Raw genomic sequence first — 24,302 nt, 5'->3', positions numbered from 1 at the left:
GGTGTATGAGGAAGACGGCAAGAAGATCGCCGTGATTCGCAACGAGTACACGGAGGAGCAGGAAGAACGCGCGGTCGATCAGGTGGTGATCGAGAACGGCAGCACGCCGAACGACCAGCTCTACTGGGCGCTCAAACCCGAATCCGTGAATCGCGGCCAGGTCGACGTGCACAAGCTCTTCGCCTCCGAGCCGCAGCCTTGCTTGAGCGAAGAACTCGGCAACGGCCGCTTCCTGCTGTTCCGCGTCGGTGATTGCATTTCGATGCACAACATTCACGGCGCGATTTACGACGCGCTGCGCCTTTGCAAGGATTTCTGACGATGAGCCCCGTGTTTGTCATCACCGTCCTGCTGTGGGTGTCGGTGGCCGGTCTGGCGTTCGCGCTCGCCAAACGCGCGGCTTACTGGCGCGAAGGCCGCGCCACGGCGGCGGGTGCCTATGGCTGGACCAACCTGCTGGCGATCCCCAAGCGCTATTTCGTCGATCTGCATCATGTGGTTGCGCGTGATCCGTACATCGCGAAGACGCACGTCGCGACCGCGGGCGGCGCGATTCTCGCGATGGCGCTGGTGTTCGTCAACTATGGCCTCGCGATCTACTCGCCGTGGCTCGACAAGCTGATCTTTCTGGCAGCGCTCGTGATGCTGGTCGGCGCGGTGTTCGTCTGGCGCCGCCGGCATGGCGCGAAGGCGGTGCCGGCGCGGCTCTCGCGCGGTCCTTGGGATCATCTGCCGCTGTTGCTGGGTTCGTTCGCGCTGGGCCTGGCGCTGTTCATCGCGTTGCCCGCGGCGGCGATGTCGGGTGCGCTCGCGATCATCGTCGCGTTGCTGATTGCGGCGGGTGCTTTCACGATGACGTTCGGCGCGGCCCGTGGCGGTCCGATGAAGCACGCGCTCGCCGGGCTCCTGCATCTCGCCTTTCACCCACGTCAGGAGCGTTTCGCCGAGCGCAACGACAACGACGTCGTGCCGCCGACCGCGCTGAAGGCGCCGTTGCTCGACGCGAAGGAATACGGCGTCGGCAAGCCGGTGGAGTTCCGCTGGAACCAGTTGCTGAGCTTCGACGCCTGCGTGCAGTGCGGCAAGTGCGAGGCGGCGTGTCCCGCGTTTGCCGCCGGCCAGCCGCTCAATCCGAAGAAGCTGATTCAGGATCTCGTCACCGGGATGGTGGGTGGCAGCGATGCCGCTTATGCCGGCAGCCCGACGCCCGGCATTCCGGTCGGCCAGCACAGCGGTGCGCCAGGCTTGCCGTTGATCTCGCGCTTGATCGAAGCGGATACGCTGTGGTCGTGCACGACTTGCCGCGCCTGCGTGCAGGAATGCCCGATGCTGATCGAACATGTCGATGCGATCGTCGATATGCGGCGCAATCAGACGCTCGTCGAAGGCAGCGTGCCGGGCAAGGGACCGATCACGCTCGCGAATCTGCGTGAGACCGGCAGCGCGAACGGCTACGACATCGGCGCGCGTTATGACTGGGCCGTCGATCTGCAAGTTCAGGTGGCACAGCCGGGGCGGCCGGTGGACGTGCTGCTGATCGCCGGCGAAGGTGCGTTCGACATGCGTTATCAGCGTACGCTGCGCGCGCTGGTGAAGGTGCTGAACCGCGCGGGCATCGACTACGCGGTGCTCGGCGGGCTCGAGTCCGATACCGGCGACACGGCGCGGCGTCTGGGCGACGAAGCGACTTTCCAGCAGCTTGCGCAAAGACTGATCGGCACGCTCTCGCAATACTCGTTCGCCAAGATCGTCACCGCCGATCCGCACGTGCTGCACAGCCTGCGCAACGAATATCGCGCGCTCGGCGGTTTCTACGACGTGCAGCATCACACCGCATTGATCGAAGAGCTGGTCGCGAGCGGCAAACTGGCGCCACGCGCGGTGGCCGCGTTCGCGGACCGCAAGATCACCTATCACGACCCGTGCTATCTGGGCCGCTATAACGGTGAGACGGAAGCGCCGCGCCGCCTGCTGAAATCCATCGGCATCAAGGTGGTGGAAATGGAGCGCAACGGCATGCGCGGGCGTTGCTGTGGCGGCGGCGGCGGTGCGCCGTTGACCGACATCCCCGGCAAGAAGCGCATTCCGGACATTCGCATCGACGATGCGCGCGCGGTCGGCGCAGAGATCGTCGCGGTGGGCTGCCCGAACTGCACGGCGATGCTCGAAGGTGTGGTCGGCCCGCGTCCGGAAGTGCTCGACGTAGCCGAACTGGTTGCTGCGGCGCTGGAGTAACGCGATGAACAATCTCAAAAGAATCGATCCGCGCCGGCCGTTCACGATCACGGCAGAGGGCCTCAAACGGATCACGCTCGGCGCGATCGGCGTAGCGGGTTCGACGGAATTCGCCGTGTCAGGCGCTTCGCATCGCGAGCAGGCCAAGCCGTTCCGCACGACGGCCGTGCCGCACCGTTCGCTGCTGGTTGCCGCGCACGCGGACCGTGGCGCGCTGGACGACCACGCGCGCCAGGCTCTGGCCGCCGCCGCGCTGATCGCCGATGCACCCACCGAAGTCGTGCTGCTCGTGTTCGGCGAGTTCAATGGCGATGCCGGCGCGCTCGGCGCCGACAAGGTGATCGAGTTGCCGATGTTCGACCGCCGCACCTTCGCGCCTCTGGACGAACTCGACGCGTTGGCCGCTTGCGTGGCCGCCTATGCGCCTGCGCACCTCTTCATGCCCGACAACGCAACCGGCGACGGCGACCTTGGCCGCCGTTACGCCACGACCGCGAACGCGAGCGTCGCGACGCATGTCGTCGAGATCGACGCGGCGCACGTCGCGGCTTATATCCAGGCCAATACAGCGTTTGCCGTGCGCGCGCTACCCGAGGTCGTGCTGCTAGCACCCAATGCCGTCGATCCGAAATTGCCGTTTGTCGGCGCGGGTGAGCGGGTCATATGGCGTTTCGACGGTGCGGCTGCCTCGCCCAAAGGCGCCGTTCGCGACCTCGGCATCGAGGAAATCGACGCCGCCCAGCTCGCTCTCGAAGAAGCGGATTTCATCGTATCGGCGGGTAACGGCGTGAGCGACGTCGCCGCGTTCGAGCGTCTGGCGGGCACCTTGGGCGCCGCGATCGGCGCGAGCCGCGTCGCCGTGGACGACGGCAAGTTCACCCGCGACAAGCAGATCGGCGCGACCGGCAAGACTGTCGAAGCGAGTGTCTATATCGCGTTCGGCATCTCCGGCGCGGTCCAGCATTTGCAAGGCATCAAGGATTGCCGGCATGTGATCGCCGTGAACCTCGACGCGAGTGCGCCGATTGCCAAGCGCGCCAATCTGACCGTGATTGCCGACGCGCAGGAAACCATCGCGGCGCTGACCGAAGCCGCAGCCGCTGCGCGCAGCGCGCGCGGCACCGGCGCGGCGCTGCTGAATTCCGCGGCCGCGGCCGAAGGAGCCCTCGCATGAAAATCGCCGTACTGGTTTCCGTGGGCCGCCATCCGGTCAGCGGCACCGCGCGCTATAGCCGCAACGATGCCGCTGCGCTCACCATCGCGCTCTCGCTCGCCAGGACGCATGGCGCCACGCTCGACGTGCTGCATGCGGGCGATCCGGCCAATCCCGCCTTGAAGGACTATCTGGCGCTGGGGGCGCGCTGTGTCGAGGTGCTCGACGTATCCTCGGCGCCTGAGTGGCATGGCGATCCAGCAGCGCCGCTGGCCGCGCGTCTGCACGGCTACGACCTCGTGCTGACCGGCACCCGCACGGAAGGCGCGTTCGACAGCGGCATGCTGCCGTATCGCGTCGCGGATGCGCTGGAGATTGCGCTGGTGGGCTCGGCAGTCGATCTGACGATCCGCGACGGCTGTGCGGAAGTTCGGCAATTCATGCCGAAGGGCTTGCGCCGGCGCGTCGAAGTCAAGCTGCCGGCGCTGATCGCCGTGCATCCGCTCGCCAATGCCGCGCCCAGCTACGCGTACGCACGGCTGCGCGAAGGCACGATCCGCCCGGTCGCGATGCAGGCCAACGGCTCGGACGCCGGAAGCCCGGATGCGGGCCACGCCGAACACCTCGCCTGGACGACCCGCGCTGCGAGCGCCAAACCGGTGCGCCTCGCCGCCGCCGAAAAGCGTTCCGGGCATGCCCGCATGCTGTCGGCGACAACGACCGAAAGCCGCGGCGGCAGCGTCGTAATTGAAGGGAGTTCCGTCGAAAAAGCACAAGTGATTCTCGCGTATTTGCGCGAGCATCAACTCGTGGATTACTGATTTCCGGTTCGGGCCAGCATGCGACCAGGAGGGCCTGGCGCAGCGCCAGACGTGACATGCAACGGAGCACACAATGAAAGTTTCGGCAGACGTTCGCGCAATGATCGAACGCCGCAAAAAGAGCTACACGCTGGAAGCACCGTTCTATACGAGCGAGGAGATTTTCGCGCTCGACATGGACGCGATCTTCCGGCGACACTGGATTCAGGTCGCCGTCGAAGCGGATGTACCGGAACCCGGCGACTACATCACCGTGGAGATCGGCACCGATTCGATCCTGATCGTGCGGGACGACGACATGCAGGTGAGGGCGTTCCACAACGTCTGCCGCCACCGCGGATCGCGGCTGTGCAATACGGACAAAGGCTCACTCGGCAATATCGTCTGCCCGTATCACAGCTGGACCTACAACCTGAACGGCGACCTGATGTTCGCCGAGCACATGGGCGACCAGTTCGACCGCTGCAAGCATAGCCTGAAGGCGGTCCACCTGGAGAATCTGGCGGGTCTCATTTTTATCTGTCTGGCGGACACGCCGCCGGCGGATTTCGCCGTGATGCGCGCCGCGATGGAGCCGTATCTGCTGCCTCACGATCTGCCCAGCTGCAAGGTCGCGGCGTCGATCGACATCATCGAGGAAGGCAACTGGAAGCTCACGATGGAGAACAACCGCGAGTGCTATCACTGCGTCGCGAACCATCCTGAACTGACGATTTCCCTCTATGAATACGGCTTCGGCTATCAACGTACGCCGGAGAACGAAGAAGGCATGGCCGCGTTCGAAGCGACCGTCGCGCGCCGCACCGCGCAATGGGAGGCGCTGAAACTGCCGTCGGCGGAAATCGAACGGCTTGCCGATCTCGTCACCGGTTTCCGTACGCAACGCTTGCCGCTCGATCGGGACGGCGAATCGCAAACGCTGGACGCGCGCGTCGCGTCGAAGAAACTGCTCGGCGGATTCGAGCAGGCCGACCTCGGCGGCTTGTCGTTCTGGACGCAGCCGAATTCGTGGCATCACTTCATGAGCGACCACATCGTGAGCTTCTCGGTGATTCCGCTCTCCGCAGGCAAAACCTTGGTGCGCACCAAATGGCTCGTGCACAAGGACGCGCGCGAAGGCATCGATTACGACGTGAACAATCTCACGGCGGTGTGGCGCGCGACGAACGACCAGGATCGCGCGCTCGTCGAGTACTCGCAACGCGGCGCGACGAGCAGCGCCTATGAGCCGGGTCCGTATTCGCCGTTCACCGAAGGGCTCGTCGAAAAGTTCTGCGAGTGGTACATCGGCCGCATGGCGGATTACAGCAATGAACCCCAAACAGAAGATGCCGGCGGTACTGCGCCGGCTGCACACGGCGAGAAAGTCGTGTCCTTCATGCGCTGAGCGCGACGCCGCAACCAGGAGCGGGAGAAAACAATGATGCGCGATCAGGCGACGTTTCAGCTCAGCCCGGAGCCGGCAGCAAACCGTGTCACCCAACCACGATTCTGGGAGACGCTGCCCGCGCGCTGGGACAGCGACACGGACGATACGCTGGTGTGCTGCCAGGTCCGCCAGGAAACGCACGACGTCAAGAGCTTTTTCTTCCGCGCGCCATCCGAACGGGCGTTCGTGTTCGAGCCGGGACAGTTCATCACGCTGGAACTCGAGATCGACGGCGAGGCGGTGAATCGCTGCTATACGATCTCGTCGCCGCCGACTCGCCCGCACACCATTTCGATCACCGTCAAGCGTGTGCCGGGCGGCAAGGTGTCGAACTGGCTGCACGACAATCTGCACGCCGGTATGCAGGTTCGCGTGCTCGGGCCAGCCGGCGAATTCACCTGCGCGCGGCATCCCGCGCGCAAGTTCCTGTTCCTCTCGGCGGGCTCGGGCATCACCCCGCTGATGTCGATGAGCCGCGCGCATTACGAGCTCGGCGAGGACAGCGATATCGTGTTCGTGCACAGCGCACGCACGCCGGACGACATCATCTTCGCGCGCGAACTGGATCTGATCGCGTCGAATCAGGCCAACTTCCGCACGGCGTTCGTTTGCGAACGGCTGGGTGCCCGCACCAACTGGCCGGGTGTGACGGGTTTTCTGAGCTTGCCGCTCCTGAAGCTCATTGCACCGGATTTTCTCGATCGCGAGATTTTCACCTGCGGTCCCGCACCCTACATGCAGGCGGTGCGCAACTTGCTGGAAGAGGGCGGCTTCGATCGCCGCCGTTATCACGAGGAAAGTTTCTCGTTCGAGACGCTCAGCGAGGTTGCGGAGCAGTCTGAGCAGTCCGAGCAGTCGACGGCCGCTCGCGGCGCGGACGCGTTGCCAACTGGGGAGAGCATTGCGGAGGCAGGTGATCAGGCGCTGGGTGTCGCGCTGGCTCCCGTCGAGACGGAAATAAAATTCAAGGTGAGCTTCGCGAAGAGCCATCGCGAGATCGAATGCGGCAGCGGCCAGCACGTGCTCGACGCCGCCAAAAAAGCCGGCGTGCGGCTCCCGGCGTCATGCACGCAAGGTATGTGCGGCACCTGCAAGGTGAAGCTGGTGTCGGGCGAGGTGGAGATGAAGCACGCAGGAGGAATTCGTCAGCGCGAGATCGATCAGGGGATGGTGCTGCTGTGCTGCAGCAAGCCGCTGAGCGATCTCGTCGTGGATAAGTAAGACAAGAATAAAACGCGGGAAGAGAAGTCGCATCCTGACAACTGGATGTCGGAAATGAGCGCTACCCGGCAATTCTGGCTGGCGATTCTAAATGCGCAATGGGTAGGTCAATGAGTAGTTTGGACGGCGAACGGGAGAAGGGCGATGAGACTGATCAGCAAAGTATTGGTATTGAGCGCGTTGGGCGCGGCGCTGGCTGCAGCGAGCGTGGGTGTATCGGCCGACGCGAAGCCGACGATCAAGATCGGCTATGTGGAAGGCTGGGATGACAGTGTCGCGACCTCGAATGTGGCCGCGCGCGTGATCGAGAAGCGGCTCGGCTATCAGGTGCAGCTCGTGCCGGTCGCAGCCGGTGTGATGTGGCAGGGCGTGGCGCGCGGCGACCTCGACGCGACATTGTCCGCATGGCTGCCGGTGACTCATGGCGCGTACTGGAACAACTTCAAGGACAAGGTGGTCGACCTCGGCCCGAACTTCAACGACGCGAAGATCGGCCTGATCGTACCCGAGAACGCGGACGTGACCACCGTCGGCGATCTGGAAGCGAAGAAGGCGGAATTCGGCTCGCGCATCGTCGGTATCGATGCCGGCGCGGGCGTGATGCAGAAGACCAGCGAGGCGATCAAGGCCTACAACCTCAACTATCAGCTGATGCCGAGTTCGGGCAGCGCGATGACCGCGGAACTGGCACGCTCGGAAGCGGCGAGCAAGCCGATCATCGTGACCGGGTGGAAGCCGCACTGGATGTTTGCGAAGTACAAGCTCAAATTCCTCGAGGATCCGAAGAAAGTGTTTGGCGAAGCGGAGCATGTGGATAGCGTCGTGAACCCGGAACTCGAGAAGAAGGCGCCGCCGGTCGTGGCGTTCCTCAAGAAGTTTCAGTGGAAACCGGGCGAAATCGACAGCGTGATGCTGGCCACGCAAAACGGCGAGAAACCGACGGCTGCGGCCGATGCGTGGATCGGTGCGCATGCGGATCGTGTGGATAGCTGGGTGAAGTGATCTGATTGGCTGCCGCTGCGACGGCAGCCCTGACGACGCAGGAAGAGGGCAGCAAGGAGGCGCGATTTTGCTCGCGCCTCTTTTTTTATCGAATGTTCATCACGTAGCCCGCGCCGCGGGCCATCCGCGTTCTTATTGCAGCACCACCGTCCGGTCGCCGTTGATGAACACCCGCCGCTCGATGAACGCCTTCACCGCCCGCGCAAGCGTGATGCACTCCACGTCGCGTCCCGTCGCGAGCAACCGCTCCGGGCTGTAGGAGTGATCGACGCGTTCCACGACCTGCTCGATGATCGGGCCTTCGTCGAGATCGTCGGTAACGAAATGCGCGGTTGCGCCGATCAGCTTCACGCCGCGCGTGTGCGCCTGATGATAAGGTTTCGCGCCCTTGAATCCGGGCAAAAACGAATGGTGGATATTGATCGCGCGCGCCGCGAGCGCGCGGCTCGTCTCGCCGGACAGAATCTGCATGTAGCGTGCGAGGATCATCAATTCGGCGCCCGAGGTCTCGAACAGATCGAGCAGGCGGGCCTCCTGTTGCGGCTTGGTGTCGGCGCTGATCGGCAGATGATGGAACGGCAAACCGTGCTGTTGCGCGAGCGCTTCGAGGTCCCGGTGATTCGAGCCGATGCCGACGATATCCATCTTCAGCTCGCCCATGCGCCAGCGGAACAGCAGATCGGCGAGGCAGTGCTCCAGCTTGGACACCATGATCAGCACCTTCGGCCGTGTGCCGACGTCGTGCATCGCCCACGTCATCCGAAAACGCTCGGCGATCGGTGCGAATTCGCGCCGTAACGCGCCGGCGTGCAGCGTCTCGTCGCGCTCGACGCCATGAAACACGCAACGCACGAAGAAGCGCTCGCTGAGGTCGTCGTCGAACACGGTCAGTTCGTCGATATAGCAATGATGCCGGTCGAGAAAGCCGACGACGGCGGCGACCTGGCCCGCCGCGCTCGGACACGCGACGGTGAGAACCAGTTGATCGGGACGGGAATCGGCGGACATGCGGTCTCCACTTAGGCGATGGGGTTGCGCCGCGGGACGCGGCATGCATCATCGAAGTAGAGCAAATCAGCGGTTCACGCGGATAGAAGCTAACCGCCGTCGCGCTGGAATGGGAGCGTCAGCGGCTATTCGGCGTCGAGCCCGCATTCGCCGAGCAGCCACTGGCGGAACGCGTGGATCACAGGCGTGGCCGCGCGCTGCGTGACGAGCAGATAGCCGCGTTCGGTGACGACCGGCGTGTCGACCGGCTCGACGAGCTGCCCGGTGGCGAGGAGCTCGTCGACCAAAGGCGCCCACCCGAGCGCGACGCCCTGGCCCATGATCGCCGCATGCGCCACCAGCGTAAAGCTGTTGAATGTGATGCCGCGATGCGCGGCCGGTGCGTCGAGGCCTTGCGCGGCGAACCAGTCGGCCCATGACAGCCAGCGTGCCGGCTGGGTGGGTTCGAGATGCAGCAGCGGCAATGTCGTCAGATCGGCCGGCGTACGCAACTGCGGATGCGCGGCGAGAAAGGCCGGACTGCACACCGGCGTGACGCGCTCCGGGAACAGTTTGACTGCGCCGCGGGCGGTCCAGTCCGCATCCTCATCGCCGAAGGCGATCGCAATGTCCGCCTGGTTGTGCGACGGATCGAACACGTTCTGCGACGTAATGATCTTCACGTCGACGTCCGGCATCAGTGCCTTGAATTGCGACAGGCGTGGCATCAGCCAGTAGGTCGCGAAGCCGAAGTCGGTCGAGAGCGTCAACGTTTGCCGCGTGCGCCGCGCGCGGATGTCGGCCGTGGCGAGGCGAATGGTGTCGAGCGCGTGACGGACCGCTTCGAACAGGCGCGCGCCGTCTTCCGTCAGCGTGACGCCGCGATGGCCGCGTTCGAACAGCGGCGCGCCAAGCGTTTCCTCGAGCTGCACGATACGTTGGCTGACCGCCGGCTGGGTCGAGCCCAGCTCGCGCGCGGCTGCCGTGAAGCTGGCCAGACGCGCTGCCGATTCGAACATCGTCAACGCCTGCATCGGCGGCAAGCGATCCTGCCTCGGCATAACGCCCCCTTATAGACACATAACGATTTGCTGTCTTCACAGCGTTGAATTGGACGGCAATAGTGGTGTTCATACCGGCACCAGTCTGGCCGTCCCGCCGCTTGCACCGACATTTGCGATTCTATTCGAGGCGCGCTCCAATGCTTGATACGAAACCGAATATCCTTATTCTGATGGCCGACCAGATGACGCCGTTCGCGCTCGCCGCGTACGGGCATCGTTTGACGAAGACGCCCAATCTCGATCGCCTCGCCAGGCAGGGTGTCGTATTTGGATCTGCTTATTGTGCGAGCCCGTTGTGTGCGCCGTCGCGTTTTTCGTTTCTGTCGGGCAAGCTGCCGTCCGCAATCGGCGCTTATGACAATGCCGCGGAATTTCCGTCGCAAACGCTGACGTTCGCGCATTATCTGCGCATGGAAGGTTATCGAACGATCCTGTCCGGCAAGATGCATTTCTGCGGCGCCGACCAGCTGCACGGTTTCGAGGAGCGCCTGACCACCGACATCTATCCCGCCGATTTCGGCTGGACGCCCGACTGGGACAACTTCGAAGTGCGTCCGTCGTGGTACCACAACATGAGCTCGGTGATCGACGCCGGTCCCTGTGTACGCACGAACCAGCTCGACTTCGACGACGAAGTCACATTTACCGCGCGTCAGAAGCTCTTCGATATGGCTCGCGAGCGTCATGCAGGCAAGGATGCACGGCCGTTCTGCATGGTCGCCTCGCTCACGCATCCGCACGACCCGTACGCAATTCCTAAAAAATACTGGGACATGTACCGCGACGAGGACATCGACATGCCCGCGTATCGCGATTCGCTCGACGAAGCCGATCCGCATTCGAAGCGCCTGCGCCATGTGTGCGAAACAGACCGCACGCCCCCGACCGACCAGCAGATCCGCAATGCGCGCCGCGCTTACTACGGCGCGATCTCCTACGTCGACGACCAGTTCGGCGCGATCCTCGACGCGCTCGAGCAGTCCGGGCTCGCTCAGGACACCGTCATCGTGGTGACGTCAGATCACGGCGAGATGCTCGGCGAGCGCGGCCTCTGGTACAAGATGACGTTCTTCGAAGGCGGCTGCCGCGTGCCGCTGATCGTGCATGCGCCGAGGAAGTTCGACGCGCATCGCGTCGGTGAATCGGTGTCGCATCTCGATCTGCTGCCGACGCTTGTGGAGCTGGCGCGCGGCGAACGGTCCGGCGCAGGGTCCAGAGCGTGGCCCGACTCGGTGGACGGTCAAAGCCTCGTGCCGCATCTGCTCGGCGCACAGGGTGGCCATGACGAAGCCATCGGCGAATACCTGGCAGAAGGCGCGATTGCGCCGATCGTGATGGTGCGGCGCGGCCGCTTCAAGTTCATTCATACGCCCGCCGATCCGGACCAGCTGTACGACCTCGCCGTCGATCCGCTGGAACGGGAGAACCTCGCCGCGCGGGCGGAGTACGCATCGCAGGTCGAGGCGTTTCGCGACGAGATCGCACAGCGCTGGAACCTCGCCGCGCTGCACGACGAGGTGCTGAGAAGTCAGCGCCGCCGCCGTTTTCATTTCGATGCCACGACGCAGGGCGCGGTTGCGTCGTGGGATTGGCAGCCGCATCTCGATGCGAGCCAGCGCTATATGCGCAATCACATCGACCTCGATACGCTTGAAGCGATGGCGCGATTCCCGGCGGTCGTCCGTTAATGCGACCGTTCTTGCGTCCGTTTGTGCGACCGTTTGTGCGACCGTAATTGAGCGTACGTCAACGATTCACTTCATCCTCATCTCACCCTCAGGAAGCCGAAATGAAAAAGCTCTTCAAACAGGCGGTATCCGGCGTCGTGTTGCTTTGCGCGGTGGCCTCGTTCGCAGCGGCGGCCGAGCCGCAGTCGTGCACTCAAGTCAATATGGCCGGTCCCGGTTGGACCGACATCGATGCGACCAATGCGATGACCGGCGTTCTTCTGAAGGCACTTGGATACAAGCAGAATGTTGCGAATCTGTCGGTGCCGATTACGTATCAGGGCTTGAAGAAAGGACAGATCGACGTATTTCTCGGCAACTGGATGCCCGCGCAGGCGCCGGTGGTCAAACCGTTCGAGGACGAGAAGTCGATCGAAGTCGTGCATCCGAATCTGAGCAACGCGAAGTTCACGCTCGCGGTTCCCGACTACGTGGCCGCGGCCGGCGTGCATTCGTTCGCCGACCTCGCGAAGAACGCCGACAAGTTCGACAGCAAGATCTACGGCATCGAGCCGGGTGCGCCGGCCAATCAGAACATCAAGAAGATGGTCGATGAGAAGGCCTACGGGCTTGGCGGCTGGAAGCTTGTCGAGTCGAGCGAGACGGGCATGCTCACGCAGGTCGAACGCGCGGTTCGCGAGAAGAAATGGATCGTGTTCCTCGCGTGGGAGCCGCATCTGATGAACACGAAGTTCAAGCTGACCTATCTCGACGGCGGCGACAAGTACTTCGGCCCGAACTACGGCGGCGCCACGGTCAATACGGTTGCGCGCACGGGTTACGCGGAACAATGCCCGAACGTCGGCCGGCTGTTCCGGCAACTGACATTCAACGTCGATCTGGAAAACGGCGTGATCACCGAGGTGCTGGAAAAGAAAACCGCCGTCGACGCGGCGGCCGCCGCCGCACTCAAGCGCCACCCGGAATTGTTGAAGTCGTGGCTCGACGGCGTCAACACCGCGAGTGGGGCTAACGGCCTGCAAGCCGTGCAGACCGCACTCGGCGTGAAATAACAACCGCATTTCTAATTGCAAGGTCGCTACTCGACAGATTCATGTCGCATCCGGTCGAATCCCCATCAATCTGGCCTCTTATTCTTGATCCGGCGATGCAGACATGCCGGACGCATTGCACGCATCGCCTCCAGCGTCATCCGGTCTCAATCAGTATCGATCTGCCCGTCATGCGAGAAGCGCCGCGTGCAAGAAGTCATTGCACGCAGCAGGGATCGCTTTATCCAACGAAATACGCAGGCATAGAGCAGGGGATAATTAGATGAAGAAGAGAAATGCCGTCAGCCTTTCTGGACTCGCACTCGCGGCAAGTGCCGCATGCGCGCCCACGGTTGTCCACGCGCAGAGCAGCGTCACGCTATACGGTATCCTGGATGCGGGTATCACCTATGTGAACAATGCCGGCGGCGCCCATCAGTACAAATTCGACGACGGCGTTTCGTACGGCAACCGGATCGGTTTCAAGGGCGTCGAAGACCTCGGCGGCGGCTGGCAGGCCGTGTTCGTGCTCGAATCGGGTTTCCATTTAAGCAACGGGCAACTCGGCTTCGGCGGTGCGGAGTTTGGGCGGCAGGCGTACGTGGGCCTGAAGAACAACTGGGGCACGTTCTCGTTCGGCAATCAACTCGACATGACGTCCGAGTTCGTCTATCTGTACAACATTTCCTCCTGGGCCAGCGGCTATGCGATTCACCAGGGCGACTTCGACCGCATGAACGGCGATCGGCTGCCGAATTCCGTCAAATTCGTGTCGAACGATTTTTCGGGCTTCAAGTTCGGCGGCATGTACTCGTTCGGCAACACCGCCGGCGACTTCCATCAGAAGAGCGCGTGGAGCGTGGGCGCGTATTACGAGCACAGCACGTTCAATATCGGCGCGGCGTATACGCAACTGAACAATCCGTTCGGCATCTATGCGTTCGATCCGTACGCGATGATCGGCACGCGCACCTTCCTCGGCCAGCCGACCGTTTCCGTGAATCCGGCGACCGGCGCGGTCACCGATCTGTATAGCTCGTCGTCGTTTCCGGTCGATAAACAAGGTGCGTTCGCGATCGGTGCGGCCTATACGATGGGCAACCTGATGGTCTCCGGCGACTTTACCTACACGACGATCAAGGGCTTCGGGCAGACCTCGCACATGCAGGTCTATGAAGCGGGCGCGTCGTACAACTTCACGCCCGCGCTGGTTCTGTACGGCGGTTATCAACACACGCGCTTTGAAGGTAACCACTGGAACCAGGGCTCGCTCGGGCTGCATTACCTGCTGTCGAAACGCACCGACGTCTATATCTCCGGCGACTACCTGCGTGCCTCGGATGGTGTGAATGCGGTGATCGGCTACAGCTTCACGCCATCGACGTCGAATACGCAGTCCGACGTGCGGATCGGGATGAAGCATTCGTTCTAACAGATCGAGTGACGTGAGCGGGGCGGCATCCGCGTGGAACGACGGCGGAACGCGCCCCGCGAATTGACGAGCGATGTGCGGCAAGGCATTGGGCGAACTCGCAAGGACGTGGGCGGCGCAAGCGAAGTCGTGAAGGATGATCGCCATCGGGGACCTTACCCTGGGTCAGCTTCGCGAAGCTGAAAGGGAACGATCTCGGCATGCGGATGCTGGGAGTCATTCTGGCTGCGAACAAAAATGCGGTTCAGCCAGCGGTCTGTGCCGTCGAATTGAGGTGCAAAGGGGGTGCGGGCATGCGCCGTACGGTAGTTGTCGACGATAATGATGTCGCCTGGGCGAAGGCGAATCGATGACGCCAGATGGTCAACTGCAGCGGAGAACGCAAGGAGCGCCTCTCTTGCCTGGCCGGCCTCGCTGGGCCGGATCAGCGCGCGGTCATAACGAAGGACGTCGTCGTCTTCGGTAAGCAATAACAGGTGAGTGACAGGGTCGGGGTCGGTTCCACCCCGGAAAGCCAGGTCCACGTGCCACGGTAGCGGCACGCTGCGGAGCAGGCGCCGGTGGTCTTCGTCAAGTTGGCGCGCGACCTTCCGTACAGACGCGATCAGTGTCCTTGCCACGTGCGCATGATCCGCGCGAGAGCAGCCTATGACGAGGTAGTCAGGTTGCTCGACGTGGTACGCCATCTCAGTGTGATAACGAAGTTCCGTCTGGTAATTGTTTGCGGTCAGGACGTGAGCGTCGCGAATCGGATAGACATCCTGGAGAACACTGCCTGCTCGATTTTCTCTGTAGCCGGTCGCCTTTCCGAGGGCGGCGCTGATCAGTGCGATCCACGCTTCCATGTCCAGCAAGGGGCGATCGACGGGGGCGGGTGTGCAATCCGGTGTTGCGGGCAGGGTGTCCTCATCGAGAGGCCAGCCCGTGATGGACAGGAAGCCGTCATCGTTACCGTGCGACTGAAATCGACTCACATGTTGTCGCAACTGTTCTGGTAGCTCAACCGATAGCGAGGCAGCGCAGGAGAAGAACGACGGAAGGTCGTGTCGCGGTACGTCCGGCAGCTCCCTTTTGAGAGCGATCAGTGTCTCCCTGTAAGGCGTACCGTCGAATCCTGTTGCAGAGGAGCTCATGGGGCCCTCCTTCAAAGAGATCTGTACATGTGGTAGACAGCGACGAGACCATGGGTGGGGTGGCGAAAGGCGGCCGGGACCGTCGCTATCGTTCGGAATCCGAGGCTATGCCACAAGCGCACAGCGGCGACGTTAGTCTCCACGACCGCAAAGGCTTCCATGCCGGCGTAGCCCGCTTGACGGGCGGCCTCGATGACATAAGGCGATACAGCTCGCCCGATGCCGCGGCGTCGGCGCTCCCGGTGCACCATCAGGTCGAAGCTGGCGATGTGGTCGCCGTTTCCATAGCGCATCGGCTTGGTCATCATGGCTGCGACGACCTCGCCAGCCTTCTCGGCGACGAAAACGACCGAACCTTGCGGCTTCAGCCATAGTGCGATGGCTTCGTGCTCGGTGGCCTCCATGGGATAGGGGTGTGTCTCGCCCGTTGCGACGACTTCTCTCCAGATGGGCCAAATGTGCGGCCAATCGCTGATGTTGGCGGGACGAACGGACAGACTGTCAACGCCACCATATTCAACGAAAGGCGGACCGCATGGATGCATTGTCATCGTACCCTCCGTGGGCTGCTTCGCTCCATGACAATGAGAAAAAGGAGTACACCGGGTATCAATACTTGAAGTTATGGCAATATTGCCCCGTCACGATTAGGCAATCGTGGCGATTTTTTCATAAAATATAAATCACATAAAATAATGCATTTGGATATTTAACATTTTCGCCGGGGTCTGGCGAGAGCAGTATAGGCGTTGCTCGGATGAATGGTATTATTTATTTATAATAATCTAAATCGCATAAAGAGTCTATTCTAATATTTAACATTTCAGTGGGGTATGGCGAATGCAGCATAGGCGTTCCGCGGGCGGACGGTATGATTTAATATTTGGCGACAGTTCCGGAATTGGAAAATCGAACATTAATCAATATCAGGTGCTATCCAGTCGTTCCTGAATAAAGCGTCGTGGCCGTCGCCGACGTCAGGCGGCGAACGCTCTCTGAGCGACAGGGGTGGGCAGAGTAATCAGAACAGGCGTGTAAAAACTGCAGCTTCCTGAGGAGCATCCGCAGGTCGTGGCCTGGGCCCCACAGCACGGCGTGCGCCGCCTTTAGCCAGTTCCGGTCGAGCTTCCCGTCCGCCTTTATGTGGCCGATCGCTGGCTCGATCGCACTGCGCCGTCTGATCAGAAGCGTGAGGTGTGTCGTGCCGCGACATATGATGCCGATGGCAGCATGGGGCTGCCTGGAGGATGGGGTGTCAAGGACCTTGGACACGCACATCTATCGTTTGCGCAGGAAGTTGCAATTCACGCGAAAGAGCGGCGGAATACTCGGTTCCGCATATACGCATGGGTATCGACTTGGCGAATTCATAGTTAATGATTCGGTCGTTGCTGAGCCACGTAGTGAACCAGTGGATTGCAGCGCACATCAAAATGGACAAGTCGACGATGAGTTCAATAATGAATGGATGCATCCAACGGCGAACTTCATGACCTATCCCTTTTAAAGCATCCCGGGAAATATTGTTGTATCTGGATGCCGAGAATATTGAAAAGGCGTTAGGTCGATCAAACCTGTATCTCGTCGTGCCATGCCAGGCAAGCTAACACGGCACACGAGAAGTTGGCACAGGGCGTGTATCAAACCACTTCTAGCGAAGCACGGTGGCGTGCGGTTCACGAGCCGAAATAGAGATCGCAGTAGCTGACAGGTCCGACGCAGGTCGATGGATTTGAGAGCCGCGTATCTTGTTTTTTGTGGCCGGCATCGCTCGTGCCTTTTATTTCGGCGCCCATGCCACTGTCGCCCTTTTGCTGCTGAGGCATGGCGGCTTGCTGTTCAGCGTCCTGGGCGGCTACTTTCGCCTCCGCAGCCTGGATATCGGCAGGATAGGTCACGTCGTTGACAATCGACGGATTGTATCCAGCCTGTTCGAGCCTGATGAGATCGGCGCGGACCTGCGCTCGGGTGAGCGGGGCGGACGCGGACTGCGCAAAAGTCACTGTGGAACTGACGACCGCACTGAGCGTCAACGCCAGCATGGCGAGCTTTTTCATGATCTTGACTCCTTCCAACAAGGGACCCGGTTTGCCGGGGAACTGGTGAAGCGTGTTGACGTGTGGCTCAAGAGCCGGAATAAATAGTGCAGAAGCTGAGAGGTCCGACGCAGGCTGACGGATCTGACGGACGCGTTTCCCGCTTGATGTGGCCGGCATCGCTTGTGCCTGTCGTTGCAACACCCATCCCACTGTCGCTGTTTTGCTGCTTGAGCGTGGCGACCTGCTGTTCGAAGGTCGGCGCAACGTCGGGGTACGACGTATCACTCACGAAATTCAGACCGTTGCGTTCGGCTTCAATCAACTCCTGCCGCACCTGCGCCCGGGTCTTTTCTTGAGCCTGTGCATTGATCGCAATGCCCGCTCCGGCGACGAGAATCAGGGTAAGAAGCATGGTTTGTTTATTCACTTTGGACTCCAATTTAAATGACAGGAAGTTGCTGGCTAAGCAGCATGAAGCGCTCGGCAGACTCAACCGGGTTCCATCGGATCACGTGCGTCGTAGAGGCTTTGCCTGTCGACATCAGGCTCGACGCAAAGCCACCGTTCGCCGCTGTGAGGGTTCCTTGATCCACGGCATAAACACATTCTCGTCGTATGCATCGCAACCGATCGGAATCCAGTGGTTCAGAACGTTGGACACTGCGATCTCCTTTTCTTTGCTCGCTTCTACGTGAGGAACCCAAAACGCTGCAGTCGTCATCAGCGTGCTCACACTACGGTAAACCGGGAGCGGGCGCTGCTTATTCCCAAAGCTATCAAGGTTGCAGAAAAAAACATGATGCATTTGCCAACACGCCAGTTCTTCGGGAATAACTTCACTCGAGTTTCGGTACGGACAAGACAACGTCCCGATGCTTCGGGGCGGGTGAACCACCGTTCGGGAGAAGGGCATGAGACGCATCTATTTTCTATTGCCGAATGTGCATAGCGCACAGATGGTCATCAACGAACTTCTGTTATTGCGGGTCGAGTGGCGACATATCCACGTGATCGCCAATCACGATGTGCCACTCGAGGACTTGCCGGAAGCAACCCTGGCGCAGCGCAGCGATCTGTTACCCGCCCTCGCGAGAGGGGCGGCGATGGGCGGCCTCACGGGGACGCTGGCCTCACTGGTCGCACTGGCGTTCCCGCCGGCCGGCCTGACGATTGCGGGCGGCGCGGTCGTGGCGATTACGCTCTGTGGCGCCGGCTTTGGTGCATGGACGGCGACGATGATTGGCGTCGATGTACCGAATACGCGGCTCAAGCGCTTTGAACAGGCGATAGAAAAAGGCGAACTTCTGATGATGGTCGACGTCGCGAAAGATCGCGTCGAAGAAATCGAGGAGGTGATCAAGCAGCGTCACGCCGAGGCCGAAATCCAGGGGGCGGACCCGACGATTCCGGCGTTTCCGTGACGCCGCGTAATGCCATCTGGCGGCGCACAACGGCGATTGTCGAGGACATCGCGTAGGGCGCCTCACACACGTGCCTGTTTCTGTAAGTTCGTCTCTCCGCTGCGCGCGCCCTACATTACGACGATAAGGCGGGTTAGCACCGCACCGATGTGCAATTACGCGAGTAGCGATGTACACGGAATACTAGCTTCCGCCTGCACCTCAAGGCACCTGCTTCGCCTGCCCATTCTGGCCAGCGTTCATCATCGCGTTTCGCTCCGCTTGATGTTTGGCGTTAACCTTTTCTTGCGCAGCCTGAATATCTGCGGGATACGAACCGTCATCGCCCTGGGACGGGTTGTACCCGGCCGCCTCCAGTTCATAGAGTTCATTCATGACCTCTGCGCGCGTGACTCGATGTGTCGCCGGGTCAGGCGTTTGCGCAAATACGCCAACTGAAGTCGACATCAGAATCGCGCCTGCGACCGCCAGGTTGCGCAATGACTGGTCGAATAACCGAATTTGTGAGACTGATTTCATGGCGATACTCCAAGTGTTTCAAGATGCTTGTCCGCAGGATTGACAGGGCGAGCCGAGACTCGGATAAATGACGGAGACTCGGCGTTGGCTCGAGCTAACAGTAAGAATTTATTCGTTTCAGACTCCTTAGTTTATGGTAAGGGTTGTGCAAGTTACATTGAGTTAACCACGTGTGGTCGACGGATATTCCCGGGTTTGTGAAAAAAGAACGTGGGCATCCTTGCAACGCCTAAAACAATTTCGAGCGAGATGGGAATAAACGTGCGGATGCCCCGGTAAGCGCTGGCATCCGGCTTCGTCGTCAAGCCGGACGGAGCCACGCGCGAACGACCAGGACGACGGTCGCCGCCGACGGGCATCGTACGGAGGCCGAATACACCTTCACGGTCAAATAGCGGCGATCTCGCTGTATTCAGGCGACCGCCGGAGCCCCTAAAGGAATTCCCTACGGACGTCGACGCTCGATCGTTGGCCGATGTGGTGGTAGTTCTCTTCGAGCCATGCCCCGGCTTCGGCCCGTCCCTTATCACGCAAAGAGCAGAGAAAGTTCCAGTCGGCGTTGTACTTGCTCGACACACCGAGCGCGGCCATTGTCTGGTCGGACCGAATCGAGTGGATCAACACTTTCTTCATTCCGCCAGGCTCAATTTTTTTTGCTGGATCAACTCGGTGACGAAAGCGATTGCGCGCATCTCTCGCATCAGTGACGAATTGAAGCTCACTTCGTTCATGCGATTGAGGATATCGGCCGGCGTGGTTGGTACGCCGGGGCGCACGATCGGGTTGATGTGGACAATCACTACATCGTGTGTGCCGCAGTTATAGATCAGAGGGAAAATTGCCGGGTTACCGACATAGCCTCCGTCCCAGTAATGTTCGCCGTTGATTTCTACCGCCTGGAATAGCGTTGGGAGACAGGCCGAAGCAAGCACGGCCTCGATACACAGTTCCTGGCCAGAAAAGATTCGTATTTTGCCGGTCTCAACGTTGGTTGCGCATAGATATAGATGTATCGGGCAATGTCTGCGCAGCGCGGCGAAATCGACATGTTGGTCGAGTATCGTGCGCAGCGGATTCATGTTGTGGGGATTGAACTGGTACGGTGACAGGATACGAAGAACGATGTCCGCCAGTAGGTACAAAGGCGAGTGGTCCAGTCCGAGCGTGTGGGTGCCTTTCAACCACGGCATCTTGCCGAAGGGATCGTAGCTTTCCGCCGATTGGGCAACGGCGCGCCAGAAGTCGTGCAGCGCCTGGCGCGCATCTTCGGAATCACCCGTTAGTAGGCCGTGGGCCAGGACGGCGGCATTCATCGCACCTGCACTGGTGGCGCTGACGCCTTCAATTGAAAGGCGGCCGTCCTCCAGCAGGCGGTCGAGCACGCCCCAGGTGAACGCTCCGTGCATCCCGCCGCCTTGCAGTGCGAGTGCGATCGTCTTCTGCGCGATCGGCCGCTTCCCGGACTGGACCATTTATGCTCTCTTAAACGACATGTCGGGTACGCCCGAAGCGTGCTCGGGCGCTGCGGGTTGCCGGACGAATTCCGCCTGAATCCGCACGTTGACTTCGTCGCCTACGGCCGGGAACCACGTCGATAGTCCAAACCTCGCGCGGCTGAAATGGCCTTCCGCCGAGAAGCCGAGCGTGTCCTTTTTCGTCAGTGGATCGGGTGCGAAGCCGTTGAACATCGCGTCAAGCGTGACCGGTTGAGTGATGCCGCGGATCGTCAGATCGCCGGTCAACGTGCCGCGGGCGTCTCCTGTACGTTCGAAACGCGTGCTGACGAACCGGATCTGCGGATAGCGCGCCACGTCGAACATATCAGCGCCTTTGACGAGCTTGTCGAGGAGCGGCACGTTGGTATCCACGCTGGCGGCATCGATGGTCGCCGCGACTGAACTCCTGTCGAGCCCGCCTTCGTCCCAATTGAGATTTGCAGTCGCGCGATCGAGGCGCATCGTGAAGCGCGAATACTTGAGGTGATCGACATCGAACGTGATGCTCCAGTGGTGCGGATCAAGTTCGTACTGACCTGGCGGTACTCGCGTTTCAGACTGGCTGACGGTATGCGTGACCACCTGAAGTGGCGTGCATGAAGCGACCATCGCGAGCACCGAAATCCACAACGCACGCGCGACAATCGCATGAACGGAATGCTTCTTCATCGCTTTCATCCCAGTGCCCGACCAGCGTAACAGGAGCGTAGGCAACGCGACCAACACGGGAACCCGGCTCGTCTTGACCCTCAATTCTTCGGCGGCGGCACGATATCGGTCCGCACGCCGGCTAGTGGCGATCCGTATCCACCAGACTGCGCATTGTTCGGCAAACCATTGGCGAGTTGCGCCCGCGGATCCGTCGGATTCAGATTCAGCTCTCCCGCCTGCCGATCACCGTGGGTGGGATACTCGCTCCCGCGTGCAGCCTGCGGCATCAGCCGGGTGCTGTTTTCAGGCGCGTTGATATCGTCATATGGGCTGAGACCTTGCGCCGCGACGCTGCCCGCGGCGATACACGCTACCGCTAGCAGGAGCCCTCTCAATGCCGTCCGTGCTCGCCGCATGCGCGCACCGTTGAAAACGTTTTTCATATCAAACTCCTTAAGGCGCCGAAAGCGCGAGACCGGCTATCGACCTTGTTCTTCATAAAGACGCTAAATACAACAAGGCGGCCGATCCGGTTTCCTCATTCCCAACGTCGATTCGTTGGCGGCTTCATCATGCGCAACCTGCTCCGTGAAGATCGGTTTGACGTTTGCGCAGGAGGGTTCGGTGACGTTGTTCGGGCCCTTCGGCCGTGCCGCGATCAGCTCGTCAAGAAACCGTATTGCGATATGCAATGAGTAGACGCTGTTTCGTCGCGGGATATTCCCGCAGCCTGTAAAAAAAATGGAAATCTTCGCGACCGAAACACCTAAACAAGAGATCAGTTGCGGTGTGAGTAGGCAAGTCGTGGTTCCGTTGACCGGGTCAACTGGCCACATCTTCAGGCCGGATGGAGCGATACCGCGCAGCGCAGGTCCGGAAGCCATCGGCGGTGTTGTGCGTCGCAAGGTGACGCTGATAGTCATTTTTTCAGGCATGCGAAGTTATTAGGATTTCCTTTCAGAAATTTTGGGACGCTCAACGAAGAAGAGGCACGCCGCATCGGCGACGCTCCGCCCGCTGGTCAGCGTCTCACCAAAGTAGCGCGACGTTCTTGTTGCGATCGAAGATACTTTTTTGTCCTGCGAAAGAGAGTGGGGAATAACGATGCCGGTTCAGTGGTTTACCCGTGCAGAGCGCCGTGCGCTGGGGTCAAGTGGACTGCGGACATCACGCGCTCGAAAACCAAGGAGTAGCAACATGAAATCGAATTCGCTTAATCGGCTTGCAGGTCAATCCGCGCGTGGTTCGCTCATCGTGAGTGCGATGCTGATGGCAACGTCAGCCGGTGTGTACGCGCAAACATCGGTGGAGCCCGGCACGCATCAGACCACCCGTGCAGAGGTGCGGCATGAGCTCAAGGAGTTGGAGTCGGTCGGATATCGCCCTGTTCCCAATGATCTCTACTACCCAGATGACATTCAGGCGGCGGAACAAAGACTGGCCGCCAAACATCAAGCGGAGCAGGACGCGTTGACCGGCGGAAACCCGATAGCGCAGACGAAGCCCACGCCATGAATGCGACGGATAGCGCGTACCGGTCGCACACGGTTTCTCGACACCGGGCCGGGGCGGTTTGAGGGGCGCCCGTCGATAGTGACGAACAACGCTTTCGGCTTGACGAGGAGCGTAGGCAAAAAAGGTACAGGTCTGGTGTTGCTCGCCAAGTAAGCGTGTCTAACATTGGTCTATTCGTGAATCCCGGCTCTGGTGAAGGGCCGGGCAGAGGCGGGCGCGTGGCTCGCAATCAACGACAATACGATGGGGCGACGCTCATGCATCGACATTCGCAACGAGGTTCGCCAGCGTGCCGCGCAATATCGCGAAGTGTTGTCAGGCCCGAGGCATCTGGGACCCCTTGGACAGCACACGGACGGGAACCGGGCCATGGCGGCCCTTTAGCTGCGCTTCGAGTTGCGGCAGGTCTGCCGCCGAAATGCCGGCATGCTGAAATACCTGTTGTGGATACGCGGCTCGTCGATATCGTCGCAGACGGTTTCGATGCCGGTATCCGGGTCCTTGATGACGTGCCACGCGACATGATCGCCGTGAGGTTTGGGCCAGACTTGCGGTTCGCTGCGGTAGCGTCCCCCGAGTACCTGTGTCGCCACGACGCGCCCACCACACCGCAGGACTTGGCCCAGCATCGCTGCATCAGGTTCCGGTTTGCCAGCGGCACGCTGTACCGCTGGGAACTCGAACACCGCGGCAGTAGCGCTCATATTGACGTTGCTGGACCGATGACGCTTGGCAACACGAACCTGATGGTCGATGCCGCGTTGACCGGGATCGGAATTGCCTGGGTGCCGGAATATCACGTCCGCGATCATCTGGCTTCGGGACGGCTGGTCCGTTTGCTTTCGGAGTGGTGCCCATCCATGCCCGGCCTGTGTCTTTACTATCCGGCCAATCGGCATCCGCCCACGGCGCGTCGGCTGTTTTCGCAGGCCGTGCGGGAATGGGCCAACAGGGACTCAGCCTGAATGGCGTCGAAGGCCGGCGCTTCGACAAGGAGCTTTTTTAACGAATGCGTCGAAGCATCTATGCACTTCGACGCTGTTTGCAGTGATCGTCCCGCCCAGTCGGTCGGGAAGGGTCACGGCAAAGCTCCGCAAGGCGTTGTGGAGCAGGGCGCCCTAAGCGCGATTTTACAATGTGCAGGGCATGGCTAATACGATTTCAGAGGACAGCAGTTCGGCCATACCCGACAGTCGGTTGTCAGCATCGGTGAGACAGCTACAGGATGCTTTGCCGACATTCGCATCGCGGCAGCTGCGAATGTCAGCTTTCTCTGCAATCGGATGCGTACTTGGACCCGTAAGGGACGTCCGCACAGAGACGGCGACCGGCCGCTTATCGGCGGCGGATTCAACCGGTGGATGCAATAGTTTGCTGGAATCGTTCGGCTGGCGTTTCGTAGTTCAGGGTTTTTCTCGGACGCTCGTTCAATCGTCTCGCTACGGCATTGAGTTTAGCCTGTGAA

The 24,302-nt window shown here is 60.9% G+C and carries 22 protein-coding genes and 5 pseudogenes; 14 read left to right on the top strand and 13 right to left on the bottom strand.

The window, feature by feature from the left end; all coding sequences use genetic code 11:
- From DLM46_RS37415 to DLM46_RS37385, 7 genes and pseudogenes are all read left to right on the top strand, one after another.
- Positions 1–319, top strand: a pseudogene (locus DLM46_RS37415) (N-methylproline demethylase); the annotation flags it as partial.
- 2 nt (positions 320–321) lie between these two features.
- A complete protein-coding gene (locus DLM46_RS37410) occupies positions 322–2,235 on the top strand; it encodes a (Fe-S)-binding protein (protein ID WP_115109782.1) in 1,914 nt (637 codons plus the stop codon).
- Between the two features lie 4 nt (positions 2,236–2,239).
- Positions 2,240–3,409: an electron transfer flavoprotein subunit alpha/FixB family protein gene (locus tag DLM46_RS37405; protein ID WP_115109779.1), complete on the top strand. Its 1,170-nt coding sequence runs from the start codon at positions 2,240–2,242 to the stop codon at positions 3,407–3,409.
- Complete coding sequence (locus DLM46_RS37400) at positions 3,406–4,209, top strand: adenine nucleotide alpha hydrolase family protein (RefSeq protein ID WP_115109777.1); 804 nt, start codon at positions 3,406–3,408, stop codon at positions 4,207–4,209. The genes DLM46_RS37405 and DLM46_RS37400 overlap by 4 nt, the downstream gene beginning before the upstream one ends.
- A gap of 73 nt (positions 4,210–4,282) precedes the next feature.
- Positions 4,283–5,596, top strand: coding sequence for an aromatic ring-hydroxylating oxygenase subunit alpha (locus tag DLM46_RS37395; RefSeq protein WP_115109774.1), 1,314 nt, complete (start codon positions 4,283–4,285; stop codon positions 5,594–5,596).
- A 33-nt stretch (positions 5,597–5,629) separates the two neighbouring features.
- Positions 5,630–6,859, top strand: a complete 1,230-nt coding sequence (locus DLM46_RS37390; protein WP_115109772.1) for an FAD-binding oxidoreductase — start codon at positions 5,630–5,632, stop codon at positions 6,857–6,859.
- Between the two features lie 144 nt (positions 6,860–7,003).
- Positions 7,004–7,861: a glycine betaine ABC transporter substrate-binding protein gene (locus DLM46_RS37385; protein ID WP_115109770.1), complete on the top strand. Its 858-nt coding sequence runs from the start codon at positions 7,004–7,006 to the stop codon at positions 7,859–7,861.
- A 132-nt stretch (positions 7,862–7,993) separates the two neighbouring features.
- On the opposite strand, the gene purU is transcribed toward DLM46_RS37385, so the two are convergent.
- Positions 7,994–8,869, bottom strand: a complete 876-nt coding sequence (gene purU / locus DLM46_RS37380; RefSeq protein ID WP_115109767.1) for a formyltetrahydrofolate deformylase — start codon at positions 8,867–8,869, stop codon at positions 7,994–7,996.
- Between the two features lie 125 nt (positions 8,870–8,994).
- Positions 8,995–9,909, bottom strand: coding sequence for a choline sulfate utilization transcriptional regulator (locus DLM46_RS37375; RefSeq protein WP_115109764.1), 915 nt, complete (start codon positions 9,907–9,909; stop codon positions 8,995–8,997).
- Between the two features lie 140 nt (positions 9,910–10,049).
- Between DLM46_RS37375 and betC the strand changes: the two genes are divergently transcribed.
- The 3 genes from betC to DLM46_RS37360 all read left to right on the top strand — a co-directional run bounded on the left by betC (position 10,050) and on the right by DLM46_RS37360 (position 14,063).
- A complete protein-coding gene (gene betC / locus DLM46_RS37370) occupies positions 10,050–11,600 on the top strand; it encodes a choline-sulfatase (RefSeq protein WP_115109762.1) in 1,551 nt (516 codons plus the stop codon).
- A 101-nt stretch (positions 11,601–11,701) separates the two neighbouring features.
- The gene (locus DLM46_RS37365; RefSeq protein ID WP_115109759.1) at positions 11,702–12,652 is read left to right on the top strand and encodes a choline ABC transporter substrate-binding protein; all 951 of its coding nucleotides are present in this window, start codon (positions 11,702–11,704) and stop codon (positions 12,650–12,652) included.
- A gap of 262 nt (positions 12,653–12,914) precedes the next feature.
- The gene (locus DLM46_RS37360; RefSeq protein WP_115109757.1) at positions 12,915–14,063 is read left to right on the top strand and encodes a porin; all 1,149 of its coding nucleotides are present in this window, start codon (positions 12,915–12,917) and stop codon (positions 14,061–14,063) included.
- A gap of 155 nt (positions 14,064–14,218) precedes the next feature.
- On the opposite strand, the gene DLM46_RS37355 is transcribed toward DLM46_RS37360, so the two are convergent.
- The 3 genes and pseudogenes from DLM46_RS37355 to DLM46_RS40815 form a co-directional block, all read right to left on the bottom strand.
- Positions 14,219–15,196, bottom strand: coding sequence for a TauD/TfdA family dioxygenase (locus DLM46_RS37355; protein WP_115109755.1), 978 nt, complete (start codon positions 15,194–15,196; stop codon positions 14,219–14,221).
- 11 nt (positions 15,197–15,207) lie between these two features.
- The gene (locus DLM46_RS37350; RefSeq protein WP_165848157.1) at positions 15,208–15,600 is read right to left on the bottom strand and encodes a GNAT family N-acetyltransferase; all 393 of its coding nucleotides are present in this window, start codon (positions 15,598–15,600) and stop codon (positions 15,208–15,210) included.
- A gap of 529 nt (positions 15,601–16,129) precedes the next feature.
- Positions 16,130–16,405: pseudogene (locus DLM46_RS40815) on the bottom strand (hypothetical protein); the annotation flags it as partial.
- On the opposite strand from DLM46_RS40815, the gene DLM46_RS37340 reads away from it, so the two are divergent.
- Complete coding sequence (locus DLM46_RS37340; protein ID WP_115109791.1) at positions 16,338–16,703, top strand: winged helix-turn-helix domain-containing protein; 366 nt, start codon at positions 16,338–16,340, stop codon at positions 16,701–16,703. The pseudogene DLM46_RS40815 and the gene DLM46_RS37340 sit on opposite strands and share 68 nt — an antisense overlap.
- Positions 16,704–16,872: 169 nt before the next feature.
- Here the strand turns inward: DLM46_RS37340 and DLM46_RS37335 are convergent, their stop codons facing one another.
- Together DLM46_RS37335 and DLM46_RS37330 are read right to left on the bottom strand one after the other, a co-directional pair.
- A complete protein-coding gene (locus tag DLM46_RS37335; RefSeq protein ID WP_115109789.1) occupies positions 16,873–17,253 on the bottom strand; it encodes a DUF4148 domain-containing protein in 381 nt (126 codons plus the stop codon).
- 67 nt (positions 17,254–17,320) lie between these two features.
- Positions 17,321–17,662 (bottom strand): DUF4148 domain-containing protein, encoded by a 342-nt coding sequence (locus DLM46_RS37330; protein ID WP_244306528.1) that lies wholly within the window; start codon positions 17,660–17,662, stop codon positions 17,321–17,323.
- A gap of 484 nt (positions 17,663–18,146) precedes the next feature.
- On the opposite strand from DLM46_RS37330, the gene DLM46_RS37320 reads away from it, so the two are divergent.
- Positions 18,147–18,656: a DUF1269 domain-containing protein gene (locus DLM46_RS37320; RefSeq protein WP_115109748.1), complete on the top strand. Its 510-nt coding sequence runs from the start codon at positions 18,147–18,149 to the stop codon at positions 18,654–18,656.
- A gap of 201 nt (positions 18,657–18,857) precedes the next feature.
- On the opposite strand, the gene DLM46_RS37315 is transcribed toward DLM46_RS37320, so the two are convergent.
- The 5 genes and pseudogenes from DLM46_RS37315 to DLM46_RS39240 form a co-directional block, all read right to left on the bottom strand.
- The gene (locus DLM46_RS37315) at positions 18,858–19,175 is read right to left on the bottom strand and encodes a DUF4148 domain-containing protein (protein WP_115109746.1); all 318 of its coding nucleotides are present in this window, start codon (positions 19,173–19,175) and stop codon (positions 18,858–18,860) included.
- Between the two features lie 432 nt (positions 19,176–19,607).
- Positions 19,608–20,647 (bottom strand): annotated as a pseudogene (locus tag DLM46_RS37310) (patatin-like phospholipase family protein).
- Positions 20,648–21,340, bottom strand: coding sequence for a YceI family protein (locus DLM46_RS37305; protein ID WP_115109787.1), 693 nt, complete (start codon positions 21,338–21,340; stop codon positions 20,648–20,650).
- 80 nt (positions 21,341–21,420) lie between these two features.
- On the bottom strand, positions 21,421–21,738 hold the full coding sequence (locus DLM46_RS37300; protein ID WP_115109785.1) for a hypothetical protein: 318 nt from the start codon (positions 21,736–21,738) through the stop codon (positions 21,421–21,423).
- 90 nt (positions 21,739–21,828) lie between these two features.
- Positions 21,829–22,257, bottom strand: coding sequence for a hypothetical protein (locus DLM46_RS39240; RefSeq protein ID WP_133300448.1), 429 nt, complete (start codon positions 22,255–22,257; stop codon positions 21,829–21,831).
- Positions 22,258–22,519: 262 nt separating this feature from the next.
- Between DLM46_RS39240 and DLM46_RS37295 the strand changes: the two genes are divergently transcribed.
- Positions 22,520–22,837, top strand: a complete 318-nt coding sequence (locus DLM46_RS37295) for a DUF4148 domain-containing protein (RefSeq protein WP_115109743.1) — start codon at positions 22,520–22,522, stop codon at positions 22,835–22,837.
- A 440-nt stretch (positions 22,838–23,277) separates the two neighbouring features.
- Positions 23,278–23,802 (top strand): annotated as a pseudogene (locus tag DLM46_RS37290) (LysR substrate-binding domain-containing protein); the annotation flags it as partial.
- Between the two features lie 385 nt (positions 23,803–24,187).
- Here DLM46_RS37290 and DLM46_RS37285 read toward each other — a convergent pair.
- Positions 24,188–24,302 (bottom strand): annotated as a pseudogene (locus DLM46_RS37285) (IS30 family transposase); the annotation flags it as partial.

Origin of the sequence: Paraburkholderia lacunae (assembly GCF_003353175.1) — a bacterium.
GTDB lineage: Bacteria > Pseudomonadota > Gammaproteobacteria > Burkholderiales > Burkholderiaceae > Paraburkholderia > Paraburkholderia lacunae.
The sequence above is the reverse complement of the archived record's forward strand: the minus strand, read 5'-3'. Positions and strand labels throughout refer to the sequence as shown.